An 18,043-nucleotide genomic window follows, 5' to 3' on the forward strand; every position below is an offset into this window, starting at 1 on the left:
GCCATCGTGCGGTGTCGTCTTTCTGTGTGAGTTCTTGGTCGTTCTCACTGACCATCGCACGATGGCTCACCCCGTCGCGGTCACGACGCCGCGGGCCCGAAAGACCACCACCCCGCGGGACTCCAGGCCGGCCTCGCCCCGGCGATGCCGGGAGGACCCACACGACAGGAAGCACACTCATGACAGTGTCCACCGCAGACAAGACCGATCTCCTCTACAGAAGTATCCTCACCATCGGCAATCGCATCGTCGTTGTTCTCAAAGACCCGACCGTGCAGGCGGACTGCGCAGCGTTCGTCGCCAGTTGCCGTGCGGCGTTCGGCCCGGCCAAAGACGCGGCGCGCTCAGGTGTGAGACTCGCGAGCACCGCCGGCTCAGCCTGGCGCCGGAACGGACAACAAACGTGAGGCCGCAACCAGGCGAAGACTGGGTGCCAGTCTCCCCAGCTTCTGTGGGCTCTCACGCTGACGTGAAGCACCTCGCATCGGTGCGATCTCTCGCGTCGCGAGCTCGGAAGATCGTCAGAGGAGCTTATAGCCCACGTGAGCAACAGTCGCCGTTCGCGTCGCCGTGTCCAGTTTGAAGTGAATCCTTCCATGCCCGGGAGTGAATCGCGCATGGGTGTCGAAGGTACGAACGGTTCCGTCGAGGTCCTGAAAATCCATCAGACCCTCACCCCGCCGACTCTGCGAATCGGCTGTCACATGCGTGTACCACGACGGATGCGATGACGTGGGTGACCACTCAACCAACGCACGGTTCATTAGGGCCAGAGTCTGCGCAACCGGGGCCACCCACTTCGGGTCGAGTGCCTTTAGTTGATCTTCGGCACGCCGCAGAAACTTCAGCTTCGTGAACATCTCCTCGCACTTCGCCTGGAGATCCGCGCCAGACTCGACATCGGCCATGCCAGCCAACGAAACCCATTCGATATGAGGGTCGAGGTGGGACTCGACCGATCCGTGTCGAACCTGGACGTCCTCACTCATCAGTCGAATCTCCCCGTCCAGGTCGACGAGGTAGGTGCGCGTTCCCTTGACCCATTCGACATCCCACGCGCCCGAAGTGCGAAAACTGACCAGTAGCCCATCGCTCATGTGAGCATCGCCGAAGGCAACGAGGGCGTCCCCCGCAACGCGGTATTCGGAGGCTTCGTCGTCACGGTCCCGATGCCAGCCCGGCGACTTGCTCTGCATAAGTCGTACGACCCGCCACCGGTCACGGTTGGCCGCACGGCTTCCCCACTCACCAAGTGTGTGATGTTCGAACAAGGTCACCTCGCTCAGCGCCTTGGCGGACACCAGGGCTGCATCGCCCCGCCTTCGCCTGACTGCGAGAAGAAGCGCAGCAAAGTCGCCGACAACTTCGTCAGAAACCTCTTTCGATGGAAGTCGAGCTTCCGATACCGATGCCTCGTTGACGTGAATCAGAAGCACCATCAGCGATCAGCCCAGTAGCTCGTCAAGCGCCATATCCCACTCATCAAAGAAGCCCTCCGGCCACGCAGACAACATTCCATCAGCGCCAATTGCTGGGGATGAGACGCTAATCGACGAGCTCTCATCCCGTCGGAAGTAGTTCAGCCGTACGGCGGAAGGCTGAATCAGCGCGCTCTTCACCGCGAGCCGCGTTCCGTTGAGGATGTGGTCGCTGTGGGTCTCAACGACGACCTGCGCGCCCGAGGCTGACGCGGCGCACGCAAGTCGCGCCATGGCGGTCTGGCCCCGAGGATGTACGTGCGCCTCCGGGTTCTCGAGGAGGATAAGAGAGCCAGGGCGCGCCGTGAGGCAGGCGAGGACGACTGGAAGAACGTACGCAAGGCCGAATCCGACGTGAGTGGCCCGGCGAGAATTGCTCCTCGGACGATCTGAACGCATGAACTCGATGTCGAGCCGGACCAGATCAGTCTGGGGAATGGCCACCGCCTGAAGTCGAACGCCTGGGCAGATCTCGCCGAGCCATGCTTCAAGTTGATCTAGCAGTCTCGGCGAGCTGGCCAACGGATGGCTGAGCACGTCGGCAGAAATGGGTTCATCCTGAAATGCGCGAAGGAAGTCCACCGCGTACTCGCCTCGGGTACCGAGGAACCGGCGCCGCACAGCGACTTCGTGCGAGCGCGCATACGTCGCAGAGGGGGTCAGCCGATCGGCTCGCAGGTACTGGAATCCATCTCTTGTGATCGACTGTGCGCCCTCCTGCCAAAACGTGCTCGAGAATCCCTCACCCACAAGAGGAAGGTAATCACCCTCCCGTTCGTACCCGACTACGACCGAACTTGAGCCACCGTCGTGACCCAGTAACGCGACAGCGAACTGCTGGTCTCCGGAGTAGTCCTCGTTGAGAACATCGGCCCCGGTCCCAAGGTCCACATACTCGCCATTGAGGGGGAGACCGGCGCTACCCCCAGACGTACCACCCCGTTGAAAAGCGTCGAAGCCCTGTCGCAACAGAGCGAGCGCCTGGAGCACGGAACTCTTGCCTGAGGAGTTGAGTCCTGCGAGTAGCGTGAATCCTCCGAGCGGCACGCTGAGATTCACGAACGCCTTGAAGTTTCGGAGACTGACCTCGCTGATCATGCGAGCACCTCTTCCAGAAGATCCCGCACCATGGAGAACCGTGTCTTGACCTTACGAACATCTCCAGTGCCCCCTGAGACCGAGTCGAAGAATCGATCGTTCCGAGTAAGCGCGGCGAAGCGTTCATCGACAGTTCGCCGGCGCGTCTTGAGCGTCTTCGATTGGGGAGCATCAACTCGTGCGAGGTTGACCGCGAGAGATTCAAATATTGCCTTGTTGATGGGCAGTCGACGATCGGCGTTAGATGCGCTCCGCTTTCGGAATGCCTGGTCGCCGAAGATGTCACGCGCGAGCGTTAGCGCTCGATAGAAGTCCTGCTCGATCCCGCCCTTAACCGCTTCGTCCGCGTGGTTCAGCTGCACCATCGCGTCCCGGAGGAACCCGTCCAAGTCCCCTCGCGCGTATTGTTGCGGATCCGTCCGAAGGAATGCGACAAACCTCAGGACCATCTCGCGATCGGCCATTCGATCTGGCTTGATGCTGTAGTTGGTCGCCTTCCTAAACGTCTGGGAATGCGCGAGCTTCGTCAGGTAGGTCCGCGCATCCCCGGGAATCAGCGCATGGCGCAGCTCCTGCGAGGTCAGCGGAAGTCCGCCCGTATTGATTCGGGCGAAGATGTTGAACTTGACCGGTTCTGGCGTGCCGGAGCGAATTAGGTGCACCAGGAGCTCGGTCTCGTCGATCCGCGTTCGAAGGCTCGGCGGGAGGTCCCCGTACAGGTTCCCTTCGTACGACTTCAAGTATTCGAGGCCGCGAAGACGAAGTGGTGCCATGTTGGGCACGAGGGCAGGATCGACAAATCGTGCGATCGTCGTCAGGCGCTGGATCCCGTCAACGATCGACCACCCCTCGTCACCGCTTTCGGCGGCGTAAAGGTTGGGAACGGGAATCCGTAGTAGAAGAGATTCGACTAGTTTGCTCTGCGCTTCGTCGCCCCACACGCCGGCTTGACGCTGAAAATCCGGCGCAAGGTCGAGCACTCCACGCCGCAACCGCGCCAGGAGCAGATCCACAGTCATGGTTCGCGTTACGACATCGATTAGGGCAGGATCGAACGGCTCCTTGATGTTCTCCTCGAGCGCCAACTCCTCACGCTCGACACCGGCGGCGTGGCCGTCGGCGCTGAGCTCTTCATCGATCGCGATTTCATCAGCGCTTTGTGCATCCATCTGCAGAGCGTCCTCCTTCAGCGCGGCCACACAGCCCTCCCATGATGTCAGTGGGATGCTCCCGGGCGGAGATTCAGTTGCCGTGGCGGCTCAAGATTCGCTACGGCGCAACAGCTGGTTGGAGTCCTAGCCACCCGAATCCAGCCATACCGATTAGGCCATACCGACACGCGTTCACGGGAACGCTGGACCGGTGGCAAAGCGCACCGGACCCGAGGACGCGGCCTGGAACGACTACGCCGGCCAGCTCGCCGCGAATCTCCGGCGGCTGCGCGCCGAAGCTGGTCTCAGCCAGGAAGATGTCGCCTACCGCTCGGGGCTGACGCGCTACACGTACCAGAAGTACGAGAAGGGCGAGTCGAAGCCGGGGACGCCGGCGAACCCGACGATCCGCACGCTCCTGGCGATGTCGCAGACGCTCGGTGTCGAGCTCACTGAGATTCTTCCGGCCGACGCGCCGGACCTTCGGCTTCGCTGACCGCGAAGGCTCGCGCGAGCTCACGCTGGACCTCGAGCCCGAGGTCCGTGAGAGTGAGCGGCTGTCCTCGTACCGCCCGCGTGATGAGTGGGCCGCCGGCATCCGCGCCGATGCGCTTCATCTGGCTCGCGAGGATGCTGAGAGTCACGCCGAGTTTGGTGGCGGCAGCCGTCATCGTGTCGTGGCGGGCGACGATGAGGAACCGTTCGGCGCGCTGCGTGGCGTCCTGACCGACGAGGATTCGGCGAAGCAGTGCAGAGTCCCCCGCGCGCGGGTCGACGCGGATCGCAGTCGCTCGACTCGCGCTGCCCCGAGGTCTGCGCGGGATCCCTGCCGCTTCGAGATGACGGTTGATCGTGGTCATAGTCACGCCGACCTCTGCGGCGATCTCCGGGATGGTGTGCCGCTCGACTATGTAGCGCTGTCGCAGCCAGTCGACGTCGATCGGCGCACGTCGCCGACCGCGGCGCGTGTCGACCCCGGCATGGTCGAGCACACGGCTCACGGTCTGCCTCGCAACCCCATGATCGAGTGCGATCTCAGCAACTGAGCGGCCAGAAGAGTAGGCCGCCACTGCCCGAGACGGCCTCACCGCGGCGCGCGCGGGCCGAGCCGGCGGCCACTCGCGATCTCGCTGAACGGAGACGTCGCCATGGATGCCAGCGACCTCGAGCTCGGGCATCCATGACACCGGCTCATCGATTCCCCGTGCGCTCAGGAACTCAGCCGCCGAACTCTGAAGCGCCTCCGCCACAGCCCCTGGCAGTCCGGCGCGGAACTGCTGGAGCTCAACGAACGACGGGAAGCTCGCATCCGAGGCGAACGCCGCCTTGGCGAGCCGGCTGCCGGTGAGCAGAGCGTAGAGATGCGCGCGAGCGAGCTGCCACCGCCGATCCCCGCCCGGCAGCACGTTCGCCGTCCGACAGAACCAGTGCCACTCGTCGCGGGGCAGGATGTCGGAGTAGTCGATCGCTCGGCGGCGCGCGTAGTCGATGGGCGTCGAGTTCTCGTCGAGGAACTCGGCGACGCGTGCCAGCGCACGGATGGTGTCCGCCTCGGGAGCGTTGCGGCCGAGCGAGCGCATGACGTGACTGACCTGGCGCCCTTTCATGTCGGGGTCAAGAAGCTTGATCGCCGATCCGTGCGTGAGGCGCGTTCCGGCGAAGACGATTGCTGCGGACAGCGCTCCGCCGGCGATCTCGGCGTCGAGTCGTCGTGGCGCGAGACGAGCCGTCCACTCAGGCCACAGCACAGCCGGGATCTTGGCGGCACGGGCGGCCGGGTCCGTGGTCGACACCTTCATCGCTTGGAGAGTGGCCGTGGGCCGTCGCGTACGCCCGAGCGCGCGGCTCACGTGGTCCCGAAGCGGTGGGGAATGGTGATCGAGCGCGGTGTGGATGCTGACGCGTCCGCGGAGAAGGTCTGTGATGCGTTCACCCGCCCGGAGCGCCTCGAACGCGATCGTGTTTCCGAGCGCGACCTCGCGCGCGGTGTTCGGCCGGAGGTCGACCTTCCCCGTGCTCGCGTGTGAGGTGATCGCGCTGAGGTCTGGCGCGACGACCGGCATCCAATCGAATCGCTCCCCGTCAACGAGCGCCTGTCGCGCGGCGCGAGAAAGCAGGAGCATGTCGGACAGGACTTGGATCGTGCTGGGCCGCGCTTCGGAGTAAATGCCAAGCTCGCTCGAGCCAACCGCCACGACGCGCAGCATCATGCGCTGGGCCTCGCGCGTGGCCTCGTCGGCCGCGACGCACTCCTGGGCTGCTGTCAGATCAGCGCCGCAGCGTTCGCGCATGCTCAGCGTCCCCACCGACGGCCTGTTGTGGCAGTGACCGGGCTGCGGGACGAGCGTGATCGGATGCCCGATGAGCCGCGGCGGCTGCCGGCATCCTGGGCAGAGGTCGACGAGCAGTCGCTTGTGGCGCAGACAGGCGAAGCCGAAGGGGAACTGCCAGGAGAGCCGCCACCTGCCACCCGAGTCGGCGAGGCAATCGGGGCAGTAACGCGCGGCGACGCCAGTGCTCGGGCAGGAGGCGCTGATCCGCCCCTGCGGTGTGAGCCGGATGGCGTTCGCGGCGAAGGTCGTCCGAGTCATCGCCAGATACTCGTCGGCGGGCCTCCCGGTCGTCTGTTCGAGGTTCGTGAGTTGCTGGGGCTCGAGGGAGGTGGACCAGGCTCGCGCGGACTGCGGGGTTGCCTTCGGGACGCCGTCGGCGTCGATGAGGCCCAGCGCTCGCGCCATCTCTCCGACGGTAGCCCCGTAATCATGCGCCATGAACTCAACCCATGAGTCGAGCGGCTCGTCGGGAAGCGGCATCACGACGTGCAGGAGGCGACGCAACGTCACGCTCCGACCTCGCAGCAATGCACGACGACCGTCCGCGTCATGCCGCAGCTCGCGGCTTCTTCCGCTTCGCCGTTCCGCTCTTCTTCTCCTCGAGTTCCTTGGCGACGACCTCGCGAGCCTCTTCGGCTGCGACGTCGATGTCGATCTCGTCGAGCACTTCCCGGGTAAGTTCTTCGGTTCCGTCGCGCATCGCGTGGACCGTTCCGAGAGTGATCAGCTTGAACAGCGAGCCGATCATGCCGGTGGAGCGTTCGTAGAGATAGTCCGCCTGCCCGCGAAGCATCCGCGGTCGAGCGTTGGCGAGCACAAGGTGGGTTTCGATCGTGCCGAGCAACGAAATCCAGGCCTTGCGGTGCTCACCGACGGGATGTTCGAACGGCGGCAGAGTGAGCCTGGTCCATCGCCGGGCGATCTGCGACATCGCGAGGTTCTTGCTCGTCTTGCTCTCGCTGAGGAGCCCGGTCGCGGTCATGTTGACACCGGTGAACAGGAAGGTGGCGGGGTACTCGTTGGCGAGCCACTTCAGCTCATTAGCCACCGCCTCCCCCTCATCGGTGTGGATCTTCAGGAAGTGCACGTCGTCGACGATGATCAGCCGCGTGCCGTGGCGGCGCACTGACTCCGCCGCGAGAGCGGCCAGGTTGCGGTTCCGCAGATGGCGAGTCTCCGCCGCTTCAGCGGACGGGTGGTTGTAGAAGTTCAGGATGGCTTCGTTCAGGGCACGCGTGTTCGTGTTTCCTTTGAAGGCGACGTGACACACCGGAATGTGCAGGGTCTGCCCGTCGTCAAAGTCCTTCCCGTGACGCAGGATCTGACGGCGGTGAAATGCTCGCCCGAACGCGTCGACAGCGGTGGTCTTCCCCAGTCCGGGCGGCGAGTCGACAATCGCCGCACCCTTCACCCGTGAAGGACCTTGCTGGTTGGCGTCGAGAAGGTCCCACAAGCGCACATTGAGCCGCTTGACTTGCGGTGTCGTCACCAGGAAGTTCGCGTGGTACCGCTCGCGGTGGTAGTCGTAGGCGACGCGATCATCCTCACCGAGCTTGTCGATCTGCTTGGCGGACAGGCTCTGCGGCTTCTCCGGTGCCGGGTCCTCGGCGAAGTGCCGCCAGCCCTCCCACCGGGAGAGAAGCTCGTCCCGTTCCAGGGGCAGGATCACAGGTCCTCCAAGAGGTCGAAGTCATCGAGATCGTCGTCGACGAGCGGGTCTGCACTGAGTGCGAGCCGGTCTTGCTCCTCGCTGACCGGAGGCGGCGTCACAGAGACCAGCCCCAGCTCGTCGCTCAGGTCGGGTCCACCGACCTGCTGCGCGATCTGCTTGGCGATGTGCGGGAAGAACGGACTGTCCGGCCCCTCGGACGTCTCTGCGAGTTGAGCTGCGAGCCGGGCGCTGATGCGCTTCTCGGCCGGAGTGCTCGCGCGACCGGCGCCCCAGCGTTCCAGCAGCTGGCCGAGCGCTTCAGACACATCCACGCCGTTGCGACGGTCGAGAGCGATGCCCTTGGCGTACTCGAGAGCGTCGAAGCTGAACGGCACGGGGACCTTCGGCGCGTGCTCCCAGCGCAAGACGTGCCACGAGTTGTCGTCGGGGTCGTTGAAGTAGATCTGTGAGAAGTCGTCGGGGTTCACCGAGAACTGCCACTTCCGCTTGCTCTTCGCCATTGCTCTCGACCGGTCGTAGTACTTCCCGACGATGTCGCCGTTGTAGCGGAGCGTGCTGACTTCGACGCCGTAGTGGTTGAACTTGCGCTTCACGACGGGGAGCATCTCGAGCAGCAGGTTGGGGTTCGACGGAACACGGATGCGGCCGGCGACCGCGATCCCCTGCTCGAACTTCTGCGCGGGGCTCATCTTGGCTGCGGGCAGTTGCGAGTCGATGAGTCCGCCGTGCGGGCGGAGGTGGTAGACCGTGGCGATCCATTCACGGATGATCTGCTCGAGCTGAGGGATCGTGTAGACCGCCTCGCTCTCCGGTGCCTCCCCTCGGGAGGCGATGTCCTTGCCCTTGTAGCCGGGCAGCTCCTGCAGCATCTCGTCAATCGTGCGGAACCAGCGTTCGACCCACGCCTTGTCTGTGCCGGTGTAGACATGTGCGGGCTGGATGGAGATCCCGAGCCGCTGGCACACGCTTGCGACATGGATCGACATGAACGGCTTGCCGTGATCGATGATGATCGTGTCGGGAAGGATGCCGGGACGGCGGAACCGCAGCGCCTTGAGGTTCTCGACGTCGATGACGATGTTCTCCGGCACGCCATGGAAGGGCCAGGTGGCTCGGTCGCCCCACTCGGCCGGCATCTCGCGGGGTGAGAGAGCCTCCATCAGCACGCCCGCCACGTCGACCGCCTTGGTGGAGATGGGTGCAAGACGGAGGCCGAGGATGGATCTGTCGTAGAGGTCGAGGGCGACGGTCAGCTCGGCGCGCATCCACTTGCCGGTAACGGGTGCGACGCCGAAGACGTTGAGGGGCGTCGTGTCGAGAACGACGTACTCACCGGGTCTCGTCGCGACCAATCGTCCGTATGGCACGGGCGGCCGCGTTTCGATGGATCGCTGGGCCCGCATGCTGGCGCCGAACGTGCCCTTCCCGCGGGTGAGCTCGGCGACCGCCTCACGAGCTGTGGACTCGGAGGGGATCCGCACGTCGGAATCCGGGTACTCGCGCTTGACCCTCGCCAAGACGATCGCGAGCGTGGTCGTGACGCTGCGTTTCGCGCCGCGGACGTTCTCCTCAACGACGCGTCGGCACATGTCTACCCAGCGCGGATCGAGGCCGGAGAGCGCCGGTGTCCAAGCGGTCTTTCGGAAGTCGAGCAACGCGAGATCTTCGCCCTCGTCGAACCGATCGCCCCAGCGCTTCAGCGTCTTCGGGCTGACGCCAAGCTCTGCGGCCTTGGTGCGACGGCGCTCGTGGATGGTGGTGAACTTCGGGTTGTACTCCGGTCGCGGCTCGTGCGGTTGAGCAAGAGTCGGCATCCCCGACGCGAACCCGGTGCGCATCTCTCGGACGTGCGCCGCCTTTCGTCGCGCCTCGTCGCGTTGATCTTCCGTCGCGTCTGCCCAGATCAGGGCGAGCGGTGTGAGTGCAACCTCCTCGGACGAAATCCCGAACGCATCCGTGGCGTCGCGCAGAAGCTCGACGAGTCGCACGCGTCGGGTCTTCTTCGCGCCGTCGACCAGGACAACAGCGTCGCCCGCGATCTCGATGACAGTGCACAGACTGCCGTCGAACGAGACGGTGCTGCCGATGCGGATGTCGAAGGTGTGGCTCATGGCGTCTCCAATGCGGTGTGGTTGGCAAGGGCAGATGTGAGGTCGCAGAGAATCGAGCGGCGCCAGAGCAGGTGGAGCACGACCGCTCGCGCATAGGGGATGTCATCCAAGGCGGCCCCGGCGCTCCGCATGGCCGCGCCAAGTGTGGGCGTCTCGCTGATCGTCGCCTCGACGACTTCCACGTCGCGCCGGGGGAACTGCCAGAGGCGTCGATACCCCGCAAGGAACCGGACGTTGGAGAGCAGCGCTGGGTCGGGCTCGGTGACGAGCCGATATCCCCATCCGCGGGATTGGATGATGTCGCCCGCCCACCGGAGTGCACCCGCGATCTCCGGGTCTTCCAGCCGACGCTTCGGCTTGACCTCGATCACCGTGAAGCGATGGTCATCGTGCTCGATCATGTAGTCGGGCACGTAGCTTCGCTCAACACCGTCTCGATCGGCGATCAACTCGAACGGCTGCGATGCGATCCGAACCGCCCGATGGTCGAAGTCCTCGAGGAGAAGCGCCGCGAGCTCGAGGCGACTCTCGTACCCGACGAAGCCTTCCGTGGTGGCGCACCAGTAGCGCCCTGGGTAATGCCGCTGTCCCCGATGCCAGCGGAACGTCCGCCGAGGCTCGGCCTCGAAGACGTGTCGAGCCTCGAGATCCGCGAGTTTGCCCCGCTCGAGGTCATCCCCGTCGAGTCGCAGCGTGTACTGCGGTGGCGATGTTGGCACGTCAACTCCTACGAGTCGCGAACAATGAGTCATAACTCTTGATTCGTTAACGTACGGAGGTCTCTACCGTTCTTGAGGTTCGACACGCGGGTCGAGTTCTTCGCGTTGGAGTTCTCTCGCATGCCGATGGCTGCGAGCAGTGAATGTGACATTTACGCTGGGGAAGTCAGATACACAACACGCGCCACGCCGTCGGACCACGCCCTGCGATGCTCCTGCTGCGCTGAGCGCCTCATGCGAAAATGAGGCGGTGGAGACCGTGCCGAGCGAACAGAGCGAGGAGCTTTCGAAGCTTGCCTTCGGGAGCAACCACATGCTCGCGCTCATGGCCGAGATCGCACGGTCTCCCGACGGAACGTTCTCCACGCCCTCCGTCGCAACCGCCACGGGGCTGTCGACCAGCACCATCCACGCCCTACTGAAGCGCCTCAAGCAGTTGGGGCTTGTCCGGCGAACGGATGAGGTCACCCCCGAGCGGATCAGGATCTATCAGCGCGCAGTGCACCCGACATGGGACTACGCACTACGGCTTGAAGCAGAGGCAGACGCACGCGCAGCCGGAACTTTCACCATTCAGTGGGAAGCAACGACGGCGCGTCGCTAGTAGACGCTCACGAAGGTCCTCGGATGCCTAATCAGTATGGCATCCTTCCTCTATGAGCGTTGCCGAGGACCATTACGAGGCATTCGCGACTGCGGCTGAGGACCCGTACCTCGGCGCCCTCCTTGGGACGATCGATGAGCCCGGCGGCACTTCGACCGCCAATCGCGCCGGCATGCTGACGTTGGCCTGGTGGGACGAACATGGCAACGGACCGACGTGCGCCGAACTCATCGAGGCGGTCTTCGAGATCGATGATTGGGATGCCGCGATCGAGGATCCCGGACGAACACTCTTCGAACGCCACGAACAGCGCGACCTGCTCCAGCGATGGCTCATCAGCTACTGGACCCGGCTCGGAACGATAGCGTTCGTCCCCGGATACGACGACATCGTCCGGCCAGGACGCGTCGACGTTGTGGCCGAGGCGAACCGAACCGAGTCCGAGTAGATTGGCCAGTTCGGATCGAGGAGGACACGTGCGGGAGCTCATCATCGGCGGTCGCACCATCACGGTCTCCCATATCGAGACCGAGGCGACCGAGTACGGCGACATCCAGCGCTACCGCATCGACCTGACTGGCTCGGATGCCGTCACCCACCTGTCGAGCCTGCGCTCGTCGCCCAACGTCGATGCCCGTGTCATAGCGTCGGTTATCGACACCGAGCTGCTGCTCGGCTACGAGGGGAGCGCAGAGTCCGGCCTCCTGCGCGATTCTGGGATCCGCGCATGGCGCGACCAAAACCGCCCGCTCCTCGAACAGACACTGGACCGGCTCCGCGACGAGATGAAGGATCTTCCTCCTGAGCCGGTGAGCGACGTGGAACGGCTCCTCCTGCGCGCCTTCGACATCGACGGCGACGACGAGGTCCACGATGCTTGACTATCCGACGTTCGACTTCGACCAAGTCGACTTCGTCACCTCCGACACGCACTTCAGCCACGCCCGCATCAGCGAACTCGCCGGTCGACCGTACGCCACGGTCGATGAGATGAACGACGACCTTGTGCGCCGGTGGAACGACACGGTCTCGTCCAGCAGCGTCGTCCTCCACCTCGGCGACGTGGCGCTCGGCCCGATCGAAGAATCGATCGGGCTCACCGCTCGGCTCAACGGGCGCAGGCTGCTCGTACCCGGGAACCACGATCGTGTCTCGCCCGCGACACAGTCGAAACGGGCGATCGAGCGATTCCTGCCCAAGTACGAAGCGGCGGGCTGGGAGATCCTCCCAGAGGTCATCGAGGGCACCCGCCACGGGTACCGGATCATCGCCTCGCACTACCCCTACGCCGGCGACAGCCAGGAACAGGACCGCCACACGTCGCATCGCCCACGGTGGGAGGACGGCATCCCGCTCATCCACGGGCACACGCACGCGCGCGACCACGGTCCGAACGGCCATCAGTTCCACGCCGGCGTCGACGCCCACGACTTCGCGCCGATCCCGTTCAGCGTCATCGACGACTGGATCCAGAGCCTGCCCGGAATCGAGACCCGGCTCGAGACCGCGGTCCGCGAGGCGCGGGAGGTCATCGCCGACCTGGACGACACGCCGCCGTCGAACATGGACTTGATGTTCTTCATGCAGGCGTACGACGAACTTCACATGCACCTCGAAGAACTGCTGGAGGCGCTCAGATCGCAGACCTCGCCCGAACGGCGCTCAAGCTAACGGCGACGCTGGCTCGGGCATCGCTGCTGGTGGTGGTCCCCAAATGCGAATCGCAACCTCAGCCAGGTCTGTCGATCTGGACGCGATCTCGCTCTCAGTCCAGGCGTCTGACGCGGCGATCGCGTAGTTGATCACAAGGCTTCGCTGCTTCTGGAACTCTGGGCGCTTGATGTCCCAAGACAGATTCGACACCTCGTTGTTGAAGGTCCCTGTGACCAGGGTGAGATTGCCGATGCGGTCGACCGCCGAACTTCGCTCACGGCTCCTGACCACCCAATCTGGATCGGACTCATCCGCCACGATGGGCGTGGCGTCCTCGGCTAGCAGTGGCCAGTGCGCCGCCCACGAGCGTGGCATGACGTGTTCGATCTGGAGGTTGTCGTACTCAACGATTGCGTCGGGCTCGTGGGGGTCCTCGTCCCGAAGATGCTGGTCGATCGACCCGAGGAGCAGGCGGATGCGAGCCTGCGACATCCCGTTGTAGAACTGTCGACCCCCGAACGCGCGGCGCACGTCGTCGTCGGTCGGCCAGGCGAGCGCGCCTACTTGGAGCGCTCCTTCAACTTCGTCTGCGATCGGGCGGCCCTCGCTCAGCGCAGTCTTCGCCTCCTTCAGCACCTTGGCCAGCAGTGAGCCGTAGCCGCGGGTCTGCCAGCCGACGAAGGCGCGACGAAGCGCCCACGACTCGATGGCCAGAACGGTCCGCACATGGTCGTCCAGACTCAGCTGTGAGTCGTCCAATGTCGCGAGCCACGTCAGGAGCGGAACCGCAGTGGTGATGTCGAGCGCGCGGAGCCTTCTATATGCCACGGTGAGGCGCCGAGAGGGCGCCGGCAGCCTCTCGTAGATGGTTTGGTACGCCTCCGCGAAGGCGTTCAACTCCTCGAGAGCCTGCTCTGTCGACGGGCCGTCGTTGAGATACGTCCTTGCCTCTCGGTAGAGGTGCCCGACGTTGGCCTCCTCGCCGAGCGCGGCCGTAAGCCAAACGGAGAGCAGCACATCGCGACGTCCGCGCGCAGCGTGGCCTCGCCCCACATTCTCCTTCCACCACTTGTCGTCAAACTGTGCCCAGTACGCGTTGTATAGCGACTCGACGTCCTCTTCATCGAGTTCAGCGCGTAGGAAGAGAAGGTTCTTGACCAGGTCGATCGCAGACAACGGAGTCTGCCTGCCGTTGAGGACCTCGAAGATCACCTGGGCGTCGTCGTTCTCGTCGAGATCAATGACAACCAGTTTGAACAGGCTCGACACTGCGTCTGCCAAAGCGGCCAACCGAGTCGGGTCCACCTCATCCTCGACAAGGGCGTACTCTCTCGACGCCTCGGCGAAATACCGCCTCGCCTCCAGATAAAGATGGTCCGTATCAGCGTTGGTTTCGGCATCCCCCATTGCGGAAGGCCAGACCTCTCGATCCTTGCGCCGTGGCCAAAGCTTGTAGATCTCGTCGGGCGTCTCGACGACATCGTCAGGGTTGAAGAGCATCCGTTTGACGGACTTCGCACGCTCGCTGCCAGTCTCGTTCAGCACATCGAGGAGGCCTCGGACGAGCAGCTGAATGGTCGTGAGCCGCTGCTGGCCGTCAATGACTGATCGCAGCGCAACGCCCCCCGTCGCGAAAGGAAGGCTCGCGCACACGATCGCACCCAGGAAGTGTGGAGAAATCGACTGCTCTTTCGACTTGAGCTTCGAGCCTTCCTCTCCACTCGTCCGGACGTCGATGAGCCGGTCGGCCGTGGTGGCAAGGTCGTCGAAGAGCAACTCCCACTGACCCTTCCGTGTCCACTCGTAGTCCCTCTGGAAGGTAGGGATCACATAGCGGCGCTCGGGCTTAAGGATCTCCTGCAGTGGGTAGGTCTTGGCGTCCAAGTCGGTGCGCTCCTCGCTGCCTTACATCGTCGACGTAAGTCGAGATTAGGACAGCTGGCGTGGTGACGTCCCCGCCTCTGAAACGTACGCGGAACCGTCCAACCAATGCGGTCACGCCGTGGCAATGTGAGAAAGTCAACTGAAGCCCGCCTGTCGTCGAAGAGGTAGTCCACGTGTCAAGCACCACCACCGCCCCACCGCTTCCCGAGGCAGGTCAGGTCGTCGAGGTCCGCGGCTCGACCTGGGCGGTCTCGAACGTGCAGGCGCAGGGTCTTCCGCGCAGCCCGGCGGACGAAACGGTCGCTCAGCTAAGTCACGTTGTCGACTTACAGTCCCTCGACGAGGGAAGCCTCGGCGCGCAGCTCAGCGTCGTGTGGGAACTCGAAGTCGGTCACACTGTCACGCCCGCGCAGGGTTTGCCGGACGTGATCCATGCAGACGGCTTTGATCAGCCGGAGATGCTCGCTGGCTTCGTCGACGCGATGCGCTGGGGCGCGGTCACCAGTGCCGATGCGAATCGATATCAAGCCCCGTTCTGGTCGGGGGTGAACGTCGAGGCGTACCAGCTCGAGCCGCTTCGCCGTGCACTGGGAGCGCCGCGAGCGAACCTGCTCCTGGCCGATGACGTGGGTCTGGGCAAGACGATCGAAGCGGGCCTGGTCATTCAGGAGTTGTTCCTGCGCCACCGCGCCCGCACGGCCGTGATCGTCTGCCCCCCGAGCCTGTCGCTGAAATGGCAGGACGAGATGCGAGAGAAGTTCGGCCTTGAGTTCACGATCGTGAACTCCGAGCTGATGGCGGAGGTGCGCCGCACGCACGGTCTCCAGGCGAACCCGTTCCAGACCTTCCCGCGAGTGATCGTCAGCATGGCGTGGCTCCCGCAGGTGCGCGCCCAACGGCTCCTCCGTGACGTCTATACACAGGCGAGCAACCCGAAGACGGGGAGCCGCTACGCATTCGACGTGCTCGTGGTCGACGAGGCTCATCATGTCGCGCCCTCCAGCCCGTCGACCATCGCGGGCGGGCGCGGGTACGCCGTCGACACCCAGCGCACGGTCGCGGTACGTCAGCTCGCCGAGAAGTGCGAGCACCGGCTTTTCCTCAGCGCGACGCCGCACAACGGCCACCCCGAGTCGTTCACCGCGCTGATGGAGATGATCGACCCCCGCCGGTTCGCCCGCGGGGCGCACCTCGACTCGGGCGCGCTGAAGGACGTGACCGTGCGGCGGCTCAAGACTGACCTGGCCGGAAAGGGCTTCAAGAAGCGCAAGGTCAACACGTTGCTGTTCGACCCCTCCGACGACGAGCAGAAGATGTTCGCGCTCCTCGATGAGATCGTTGCGAAGAGCGCGAACCTCAACGGCACGAAGCGGACCGGCGACATCGTGACGATGCTGCTCAAGAAGCGCTTCTTGTCGAGCCCATACGCGTTCGGTACCACGCTGAGCAACTACCTGGCCTCGAACGCCAGCCGGGGCCTGTCGGATGACGAGTACGACGACATCTTCGGCGAGGGCCAGTCCGACGAGGAAGAGGGTCTGTGGGAGCAGGACGAGTCTGAGCGGCTGCGTGAGTCGAAGGGCTCTGACCCGCTGGTTGGCGCCGAACCGGGCCAGCTCGAAATGCTCGCGAACTGGGGCCTGGGCTATGAGAGCCGTGCCGATTCGCGTCTCAACGAGTTGATCAAGTTCCTCGACGCGGTCTGTCGTCCCGACGGCAGGCTCTGGTCGAACGAGCGCGTCGTCGTCTTCACCGAGTACGCCGACACCGTCGAGTGGCTCACCCGTGTCCTGCGTCAGAACGGGTATACCGATGATCGGCTCGCAGTTATCCAAGGCTCGACCGCCCCGGAGGATCGCGAGTACATCCGGTCGCAGTTCACCGCCGACCCCTCCAAGGAGCCGGTGCGAGTGCTGCTTGCCACCGATGCCGCCGGCGAAGGCATCGATCTTCAGACCTACTGCCACCGGCTGGTGAACTTCGACATCCCGTTCAACCCTTCGCGCCTGGAGCAGCGTATCGGCCGCATCGACCGGTACGGGCAGACCGAGGCGCCACAGGTCTTCCACTTCGTGCCCGAGCGTGCCTCGTCGACCTACGGCTCCGATCTGCGGTTCATGGAGATCATCGCCCGCAAGATCGCACAGGTGGAGTACGATCTCGGCTCGGCGAATCAGGTCGTCGGCGCGGAGATCCAGGGGCACTTCGGCAACCGCAGTGCCCCGAAGAGCAAGTCCAAGGGCATCGACACCAACGAGGTAATCAGCCAGGCGCTGGCGGGCGGCATGGAGCTGAACGCCCGATTGACCCAGTTGGAGCAGGGTTACGACGCATCCCGCACCGAGATGCACCTCGACCCGGCCAACCTGCGCCGCGTGGTCGATACTGCGCTGCGGATCAACCACCAGTCGCCGCTCGTGCCGAACTACGACTTCGCGCAGGACACCGACGCCGAGGTGTTCACGGTGCCGACGCTGACAGCCGGCTGGCGCGACACGCTCCGCGGACTCGATACCCGCCTGAACCCGGGCGAGCTGCGCCCGATCACCTTCGACCCGAACGCGGCCGACGGGCGCGCCGACCTCGTCTACGTACACCTCGGTCACCCGATCGTGCAGAAGGCGCAGCGTCTCCTGCGCCGCTCACTGTGGAGCGTCGATTCCACGCTGCGTCGGGTAACCGCGGTCGTCGTGGATAACCTGGAGGAGTCATTCGTCGCCGCCGTGACCCGCATGGTACTCGTCGGGCGTGGCGGCATCCGCCTGCACGAGGAGGTGTTCCTCGCCGGCGTGCGCTTGCGCGGTCGCCGTGCCATGGCCGAGGAGCGTGCCGAGGCCGCGCTCGACACCGCGCTCGATGCGGAGAACCTCATGCTCGCTGACGCACAGGTGCGCGACCAGCTCGCCGACATGTGGAATGTGCCGGATGCCCCGTTGCGTCAGAGCCTCGAAACTGCCATGCGCGACCGGGCGGCACGCAAGCAGACTCAGGTCACCGACCAGCTTCAGCGTCGCGAGGCCGCAGACGTGCAACGTGCGCGAGAGATCTTCGCGGCGTTTCGCACGAACCTGCGCGACTCGCTGGCCAGCCTCCGCGCGCAGGAAGCCGAAGCCCAAGGTCAGCTCTTCGCTGATCCCGACCAGGAGCGGCAGTGGCGGCGGGACCGCGAAGCCATGCAGCGCCGCCTTGACGAACTCGACGACGAAGAGGCCCGCGAGATCGCAGCCATCAAGGACCGGTACGCCGACGTGAAACCCCACACCACCGCCGCCGCCGTAGTCTTCGCGCTCACCCGCTCCGACGCAGACGGGTGGCGCGACTGATGGCGCGCCGACCCGCA

Annotated in this window: 15 protein-coding genes; 7 read left to right on the forward strand and 8 right to left on the reverse strand. The window is 64.6% G+C overall.

Features of this window, described 5'->3' with window-relative positions; genetic code table 11:
- Positions 1–185 precede the first annotated feature (185 nt).
- Positions 186–407, forward strand: coding sequence for a hypothetical protein (locus FE256_RS07030; RefSeq protein ID WP_138174159.1), 222 nt, complete (start codon positions 186–188; stop codon positions 405–407).
- Positions 408–521: 114 nt separating this feature from the next.
- On the opposite strand, the gene FE256_RS07035 is transcribed toward FE256_RS07030, so the two are convergent.
- From FE256_RS07035 to FE256_RS07045, 3 genes are read right to left on the reverse strand one after another with little or no spacing between them, the layout of a single operon-like run.
- Positions 522–1,439 carry a hypothetical protein gene (locus FE256_RS07035; RefSeq protein WP_138174161.1) on the reverse strand — a complete coding sequence of 306 codons (918 nt, stop codon included), beginning with the start codon at positions 1,437–1,439 and terminating at the stop codon, positions 522–524.
- A gap of 6 nt (positions 1,440–1,445) precedes the next feature.
- Positions 1,446–2,576: an AAA family ATPase gene (locus FE256_RS07040; protein ID WP_138174163.1), complete on the reverse strand. Its 1,131-nt coding sequence runs from the start codon at positions 2,574–2,576 to the stop codon at positions 1,446–1,448.
- Complete coding sequence (locus FE256_RS07045; RefSeq protein WP_212743491.1) at positions 2,573–3,775, reverse strand: DUF262 domain-containing protein; 1,203 nt, start codon at positions 3,773–3,775, stop codon at positions 2,573–2,575. The genes FE256_RS07040 and FE256_RS07045 overlap by 4 nt, the downstream gene beginning before the upstream one ends.
- Positions 3,776–3,938: 163 nt before the next feature.
- On the opposite strand from FE256_RS07045, the gene FE256_RS07050 reads away from it, so the two are divergent.
- Entirely contained in the window at positions 3,939–4,223 is a 285-nt protein-coding gene (locus tag FE256_RS07050) for a helix-turn-helix transcriptional regulator (RefSeq protein ID WP_138174165.1), read from the forward strand.
- Here the strand turns inward: FE256_RS07050 and FE256_RS07055 are convergent.
- The 4 genes from FE256_RS07055 to FE256_RS07070 all read right to left on the reverse strand — a co-directional run bounded on the left by FE256_RS07055 (position 4,177) and on the right by FE256_RS07070 (position 10,595).
- Positions 4,177–6,540 carry a TniQ family protein gene (locus FE256_RS07055; RefSeq protein ID WP_289508579.1) on the reverse strand — a complete coding sequence of 788 codons (2,364 nt, stop codon included), beginning with the start codon at positions 6,538–6,540 and terminating at the stop codon, positions 4,177–4,179. The genes FE256_RS07050 and FE256_RS07055 overlap by 47 nt on opposite strands.
- A gap of 67 nt (positions 6,541–6,607) precedes the next feature.
- Positions 6,608–7,729, reverse strand: a complete 1,122-nt coding sequence (locus FE256_RS07060) for an AAA family ATPase (protein ID WP_138174169.1) — start codon at positions 7,727–7,729, stop codon at positions 6,608–6,610.
- A complete protein-coding gene (locus FE256_RS07065; protein ID WP_138174171.1) occupies positions 7,726–9,843 on the reverse strand; it encodes a TnsB C-terminal domain-containing protein in 2,118 nt (705 codons plus the stop codon). Before FE256_RS07065 ends, FE256_RS07060 begins: the two co-directional genes overlap by 4 nt.
- A complete protein-coding gene (locus FE256_RS07070; RefSeq protein WP_138174173.1) occupies positions 9,840–10,595 on the reverse strand; it encodes a TnsA-like heteromeric transposase endonuclease subunit in 756 nt (251 codons plus the stop codon). The genes FE256_RS07065 and FE256_RS07070 overlap by 4 nt, the downstream gene beginning before the upstream one ends.
- 217 nt (positions 10,596–10,812) lie before the next feature.
- On the opposite strand from FE256_RS07070, the gene FE256_RS07075 reads away from it, so the two are divergent.
- Genes FE256_RS07075 through FE256_RS07090 form a run of 4 tightly spaced genes read left to right on the forward strand, consistent with a single transcriptional unit; the run spans position 10,813 to position 12,837 of the window.
- Positions 10,813–11,166, forward strand: coding sequence for a MarR family transcriptional regulator (locus FE256_RS07075; protein ID WP_138174175.1), 354 nt, complete (start codon positions 10,813–10,815; stop codon positions 11,164–11,166).
- Between the two features lie 52 nt (positions 11,167–11,218).
- Complete coding sequence (locus tag FE256_RS07080) at positions 11,219–11,614, forward strand: hypothetical protein (RefSeq protein WP_138174177.1); 396 nt, start codon at positions 11,219–11,221, stop codon at positions 11,612–11,614.
- A 28-nt stretch (positions 11,615–11,642) separates the two neighbouring features.
- Entirely contained in the window at positions 11,643–12,047 is a 405-nt protein-coding gene (locus FE256_RS07085) for a hypothetical protein (RefSeq protein WP_138174179.1), read from the forward strand.
- Positions 12,040–12,837, forward strand: a complete 798-nt coding sequence (locus FE256_RS07090) for a metallophosphoesterase (RefSeq protein WP_138174181.1) — start codon at positions 12,040–12,042, stop codon at positions 12,835–12,837. Before FE256_RS07085 ends, FE256_RS07090 begins: the two co-directional genes overlap by 8 nt.
- Here FE256_RS07090 and FE256_RS07095 read toward each other — a convergent pair.
- Complete coding sequence (locus FE256_RS07095; RefSeq protein ID WP_138174183.1) at positions 12,829–14,703, reverse strand: DUF262 domain-containing protein; 1,875 nt, start codon at positions 14,701–14,703, stop codon at positions 12,829–12,831. The genes FE256_RS07090 and FE256_RS07095 overlap by 9 nt on opposite strands.
- Before the next feature lie 173 nt (positions 14,704–14,876).
- Between FE256_RS07095 and drmD the strand changes: the two genes are divergently transcribed.
- Entirely contained in the window at positions 14,877–18,026 is a 3,150-nt protein-coding gene (gene drmD / locus FE256_RS07100; RefSeq protein ID WP_138174185.1) for a DISARM system SNF2-like helicase DrmD, read from the forward strand.
- The last annotated feature ends 17 nt before the right edge of the window (positions 18,027–18,043 follow it).

It is taken from the genome of Microbacterium sp. 5K110 (assembly GCF_005774735.1).
Lineage (GTDB): Bacteria > Actinomycetota > Actinomycetes > Actinomycetales > Microbacteriaceae > Microbacterium.

What these genes read in the sequence shown, in the direction of transcription:
- FE256_RS07040 (WP_138174163.1), bottom strand. Translation starts at nt 2,576, where the DNA reads ATGATCAGCGAGGTCAGTCTCCGAAACTTCAAGGCGTTCGTGAATCTC.
- FE256_RS07055 (WP_289508579.1), bottom strand. Translation starts at nt 6,540, where the DNA reads ATGCCGCTTCCCGACGAGCCGCTCGACTCATGGGTTGAGTTCATGGCG.
- FE256_RS07090 (WP_138174181.1), top strand. Translation starts at nt 12,040, where the DNA reads ATGCTTGACTATCCGACGTTCGACTTCGACCAAGTCGACTTCGTCACC.
- FE256_RS07035 (WP_138174161.1), bottom strand. Translation starts at nt 1,439, where the DNA reads ATGGTGCTTCTGATTCACGTCAACGAGGCATCGGTATCGGAAGCTCGA.
- FE256_RS07080 (WP_138174177.1), top strand. Translation starts at nt 11,219, where the DNA reads ATGAGCGTTGCCGAGGACCATTACGAGGCATTCGCGACTGCGGCTGAG.
- FE256_RS07065 (WP_138174171.1), bottom strand. Translation starts at nt 9,843, where the DNA reads ATGAGCCACACCTTCGACATCCGCATCGGCAGCACCGTCTCGTTCGAC.
- FE256_RS07070 (WP_138174173.1), bottom strand. Translation starts at nt 10,595, where the DNA reads ATGACTCATTGTTCGCGACTCGTAGGAGTTGACGTGCCAACATCGCCA.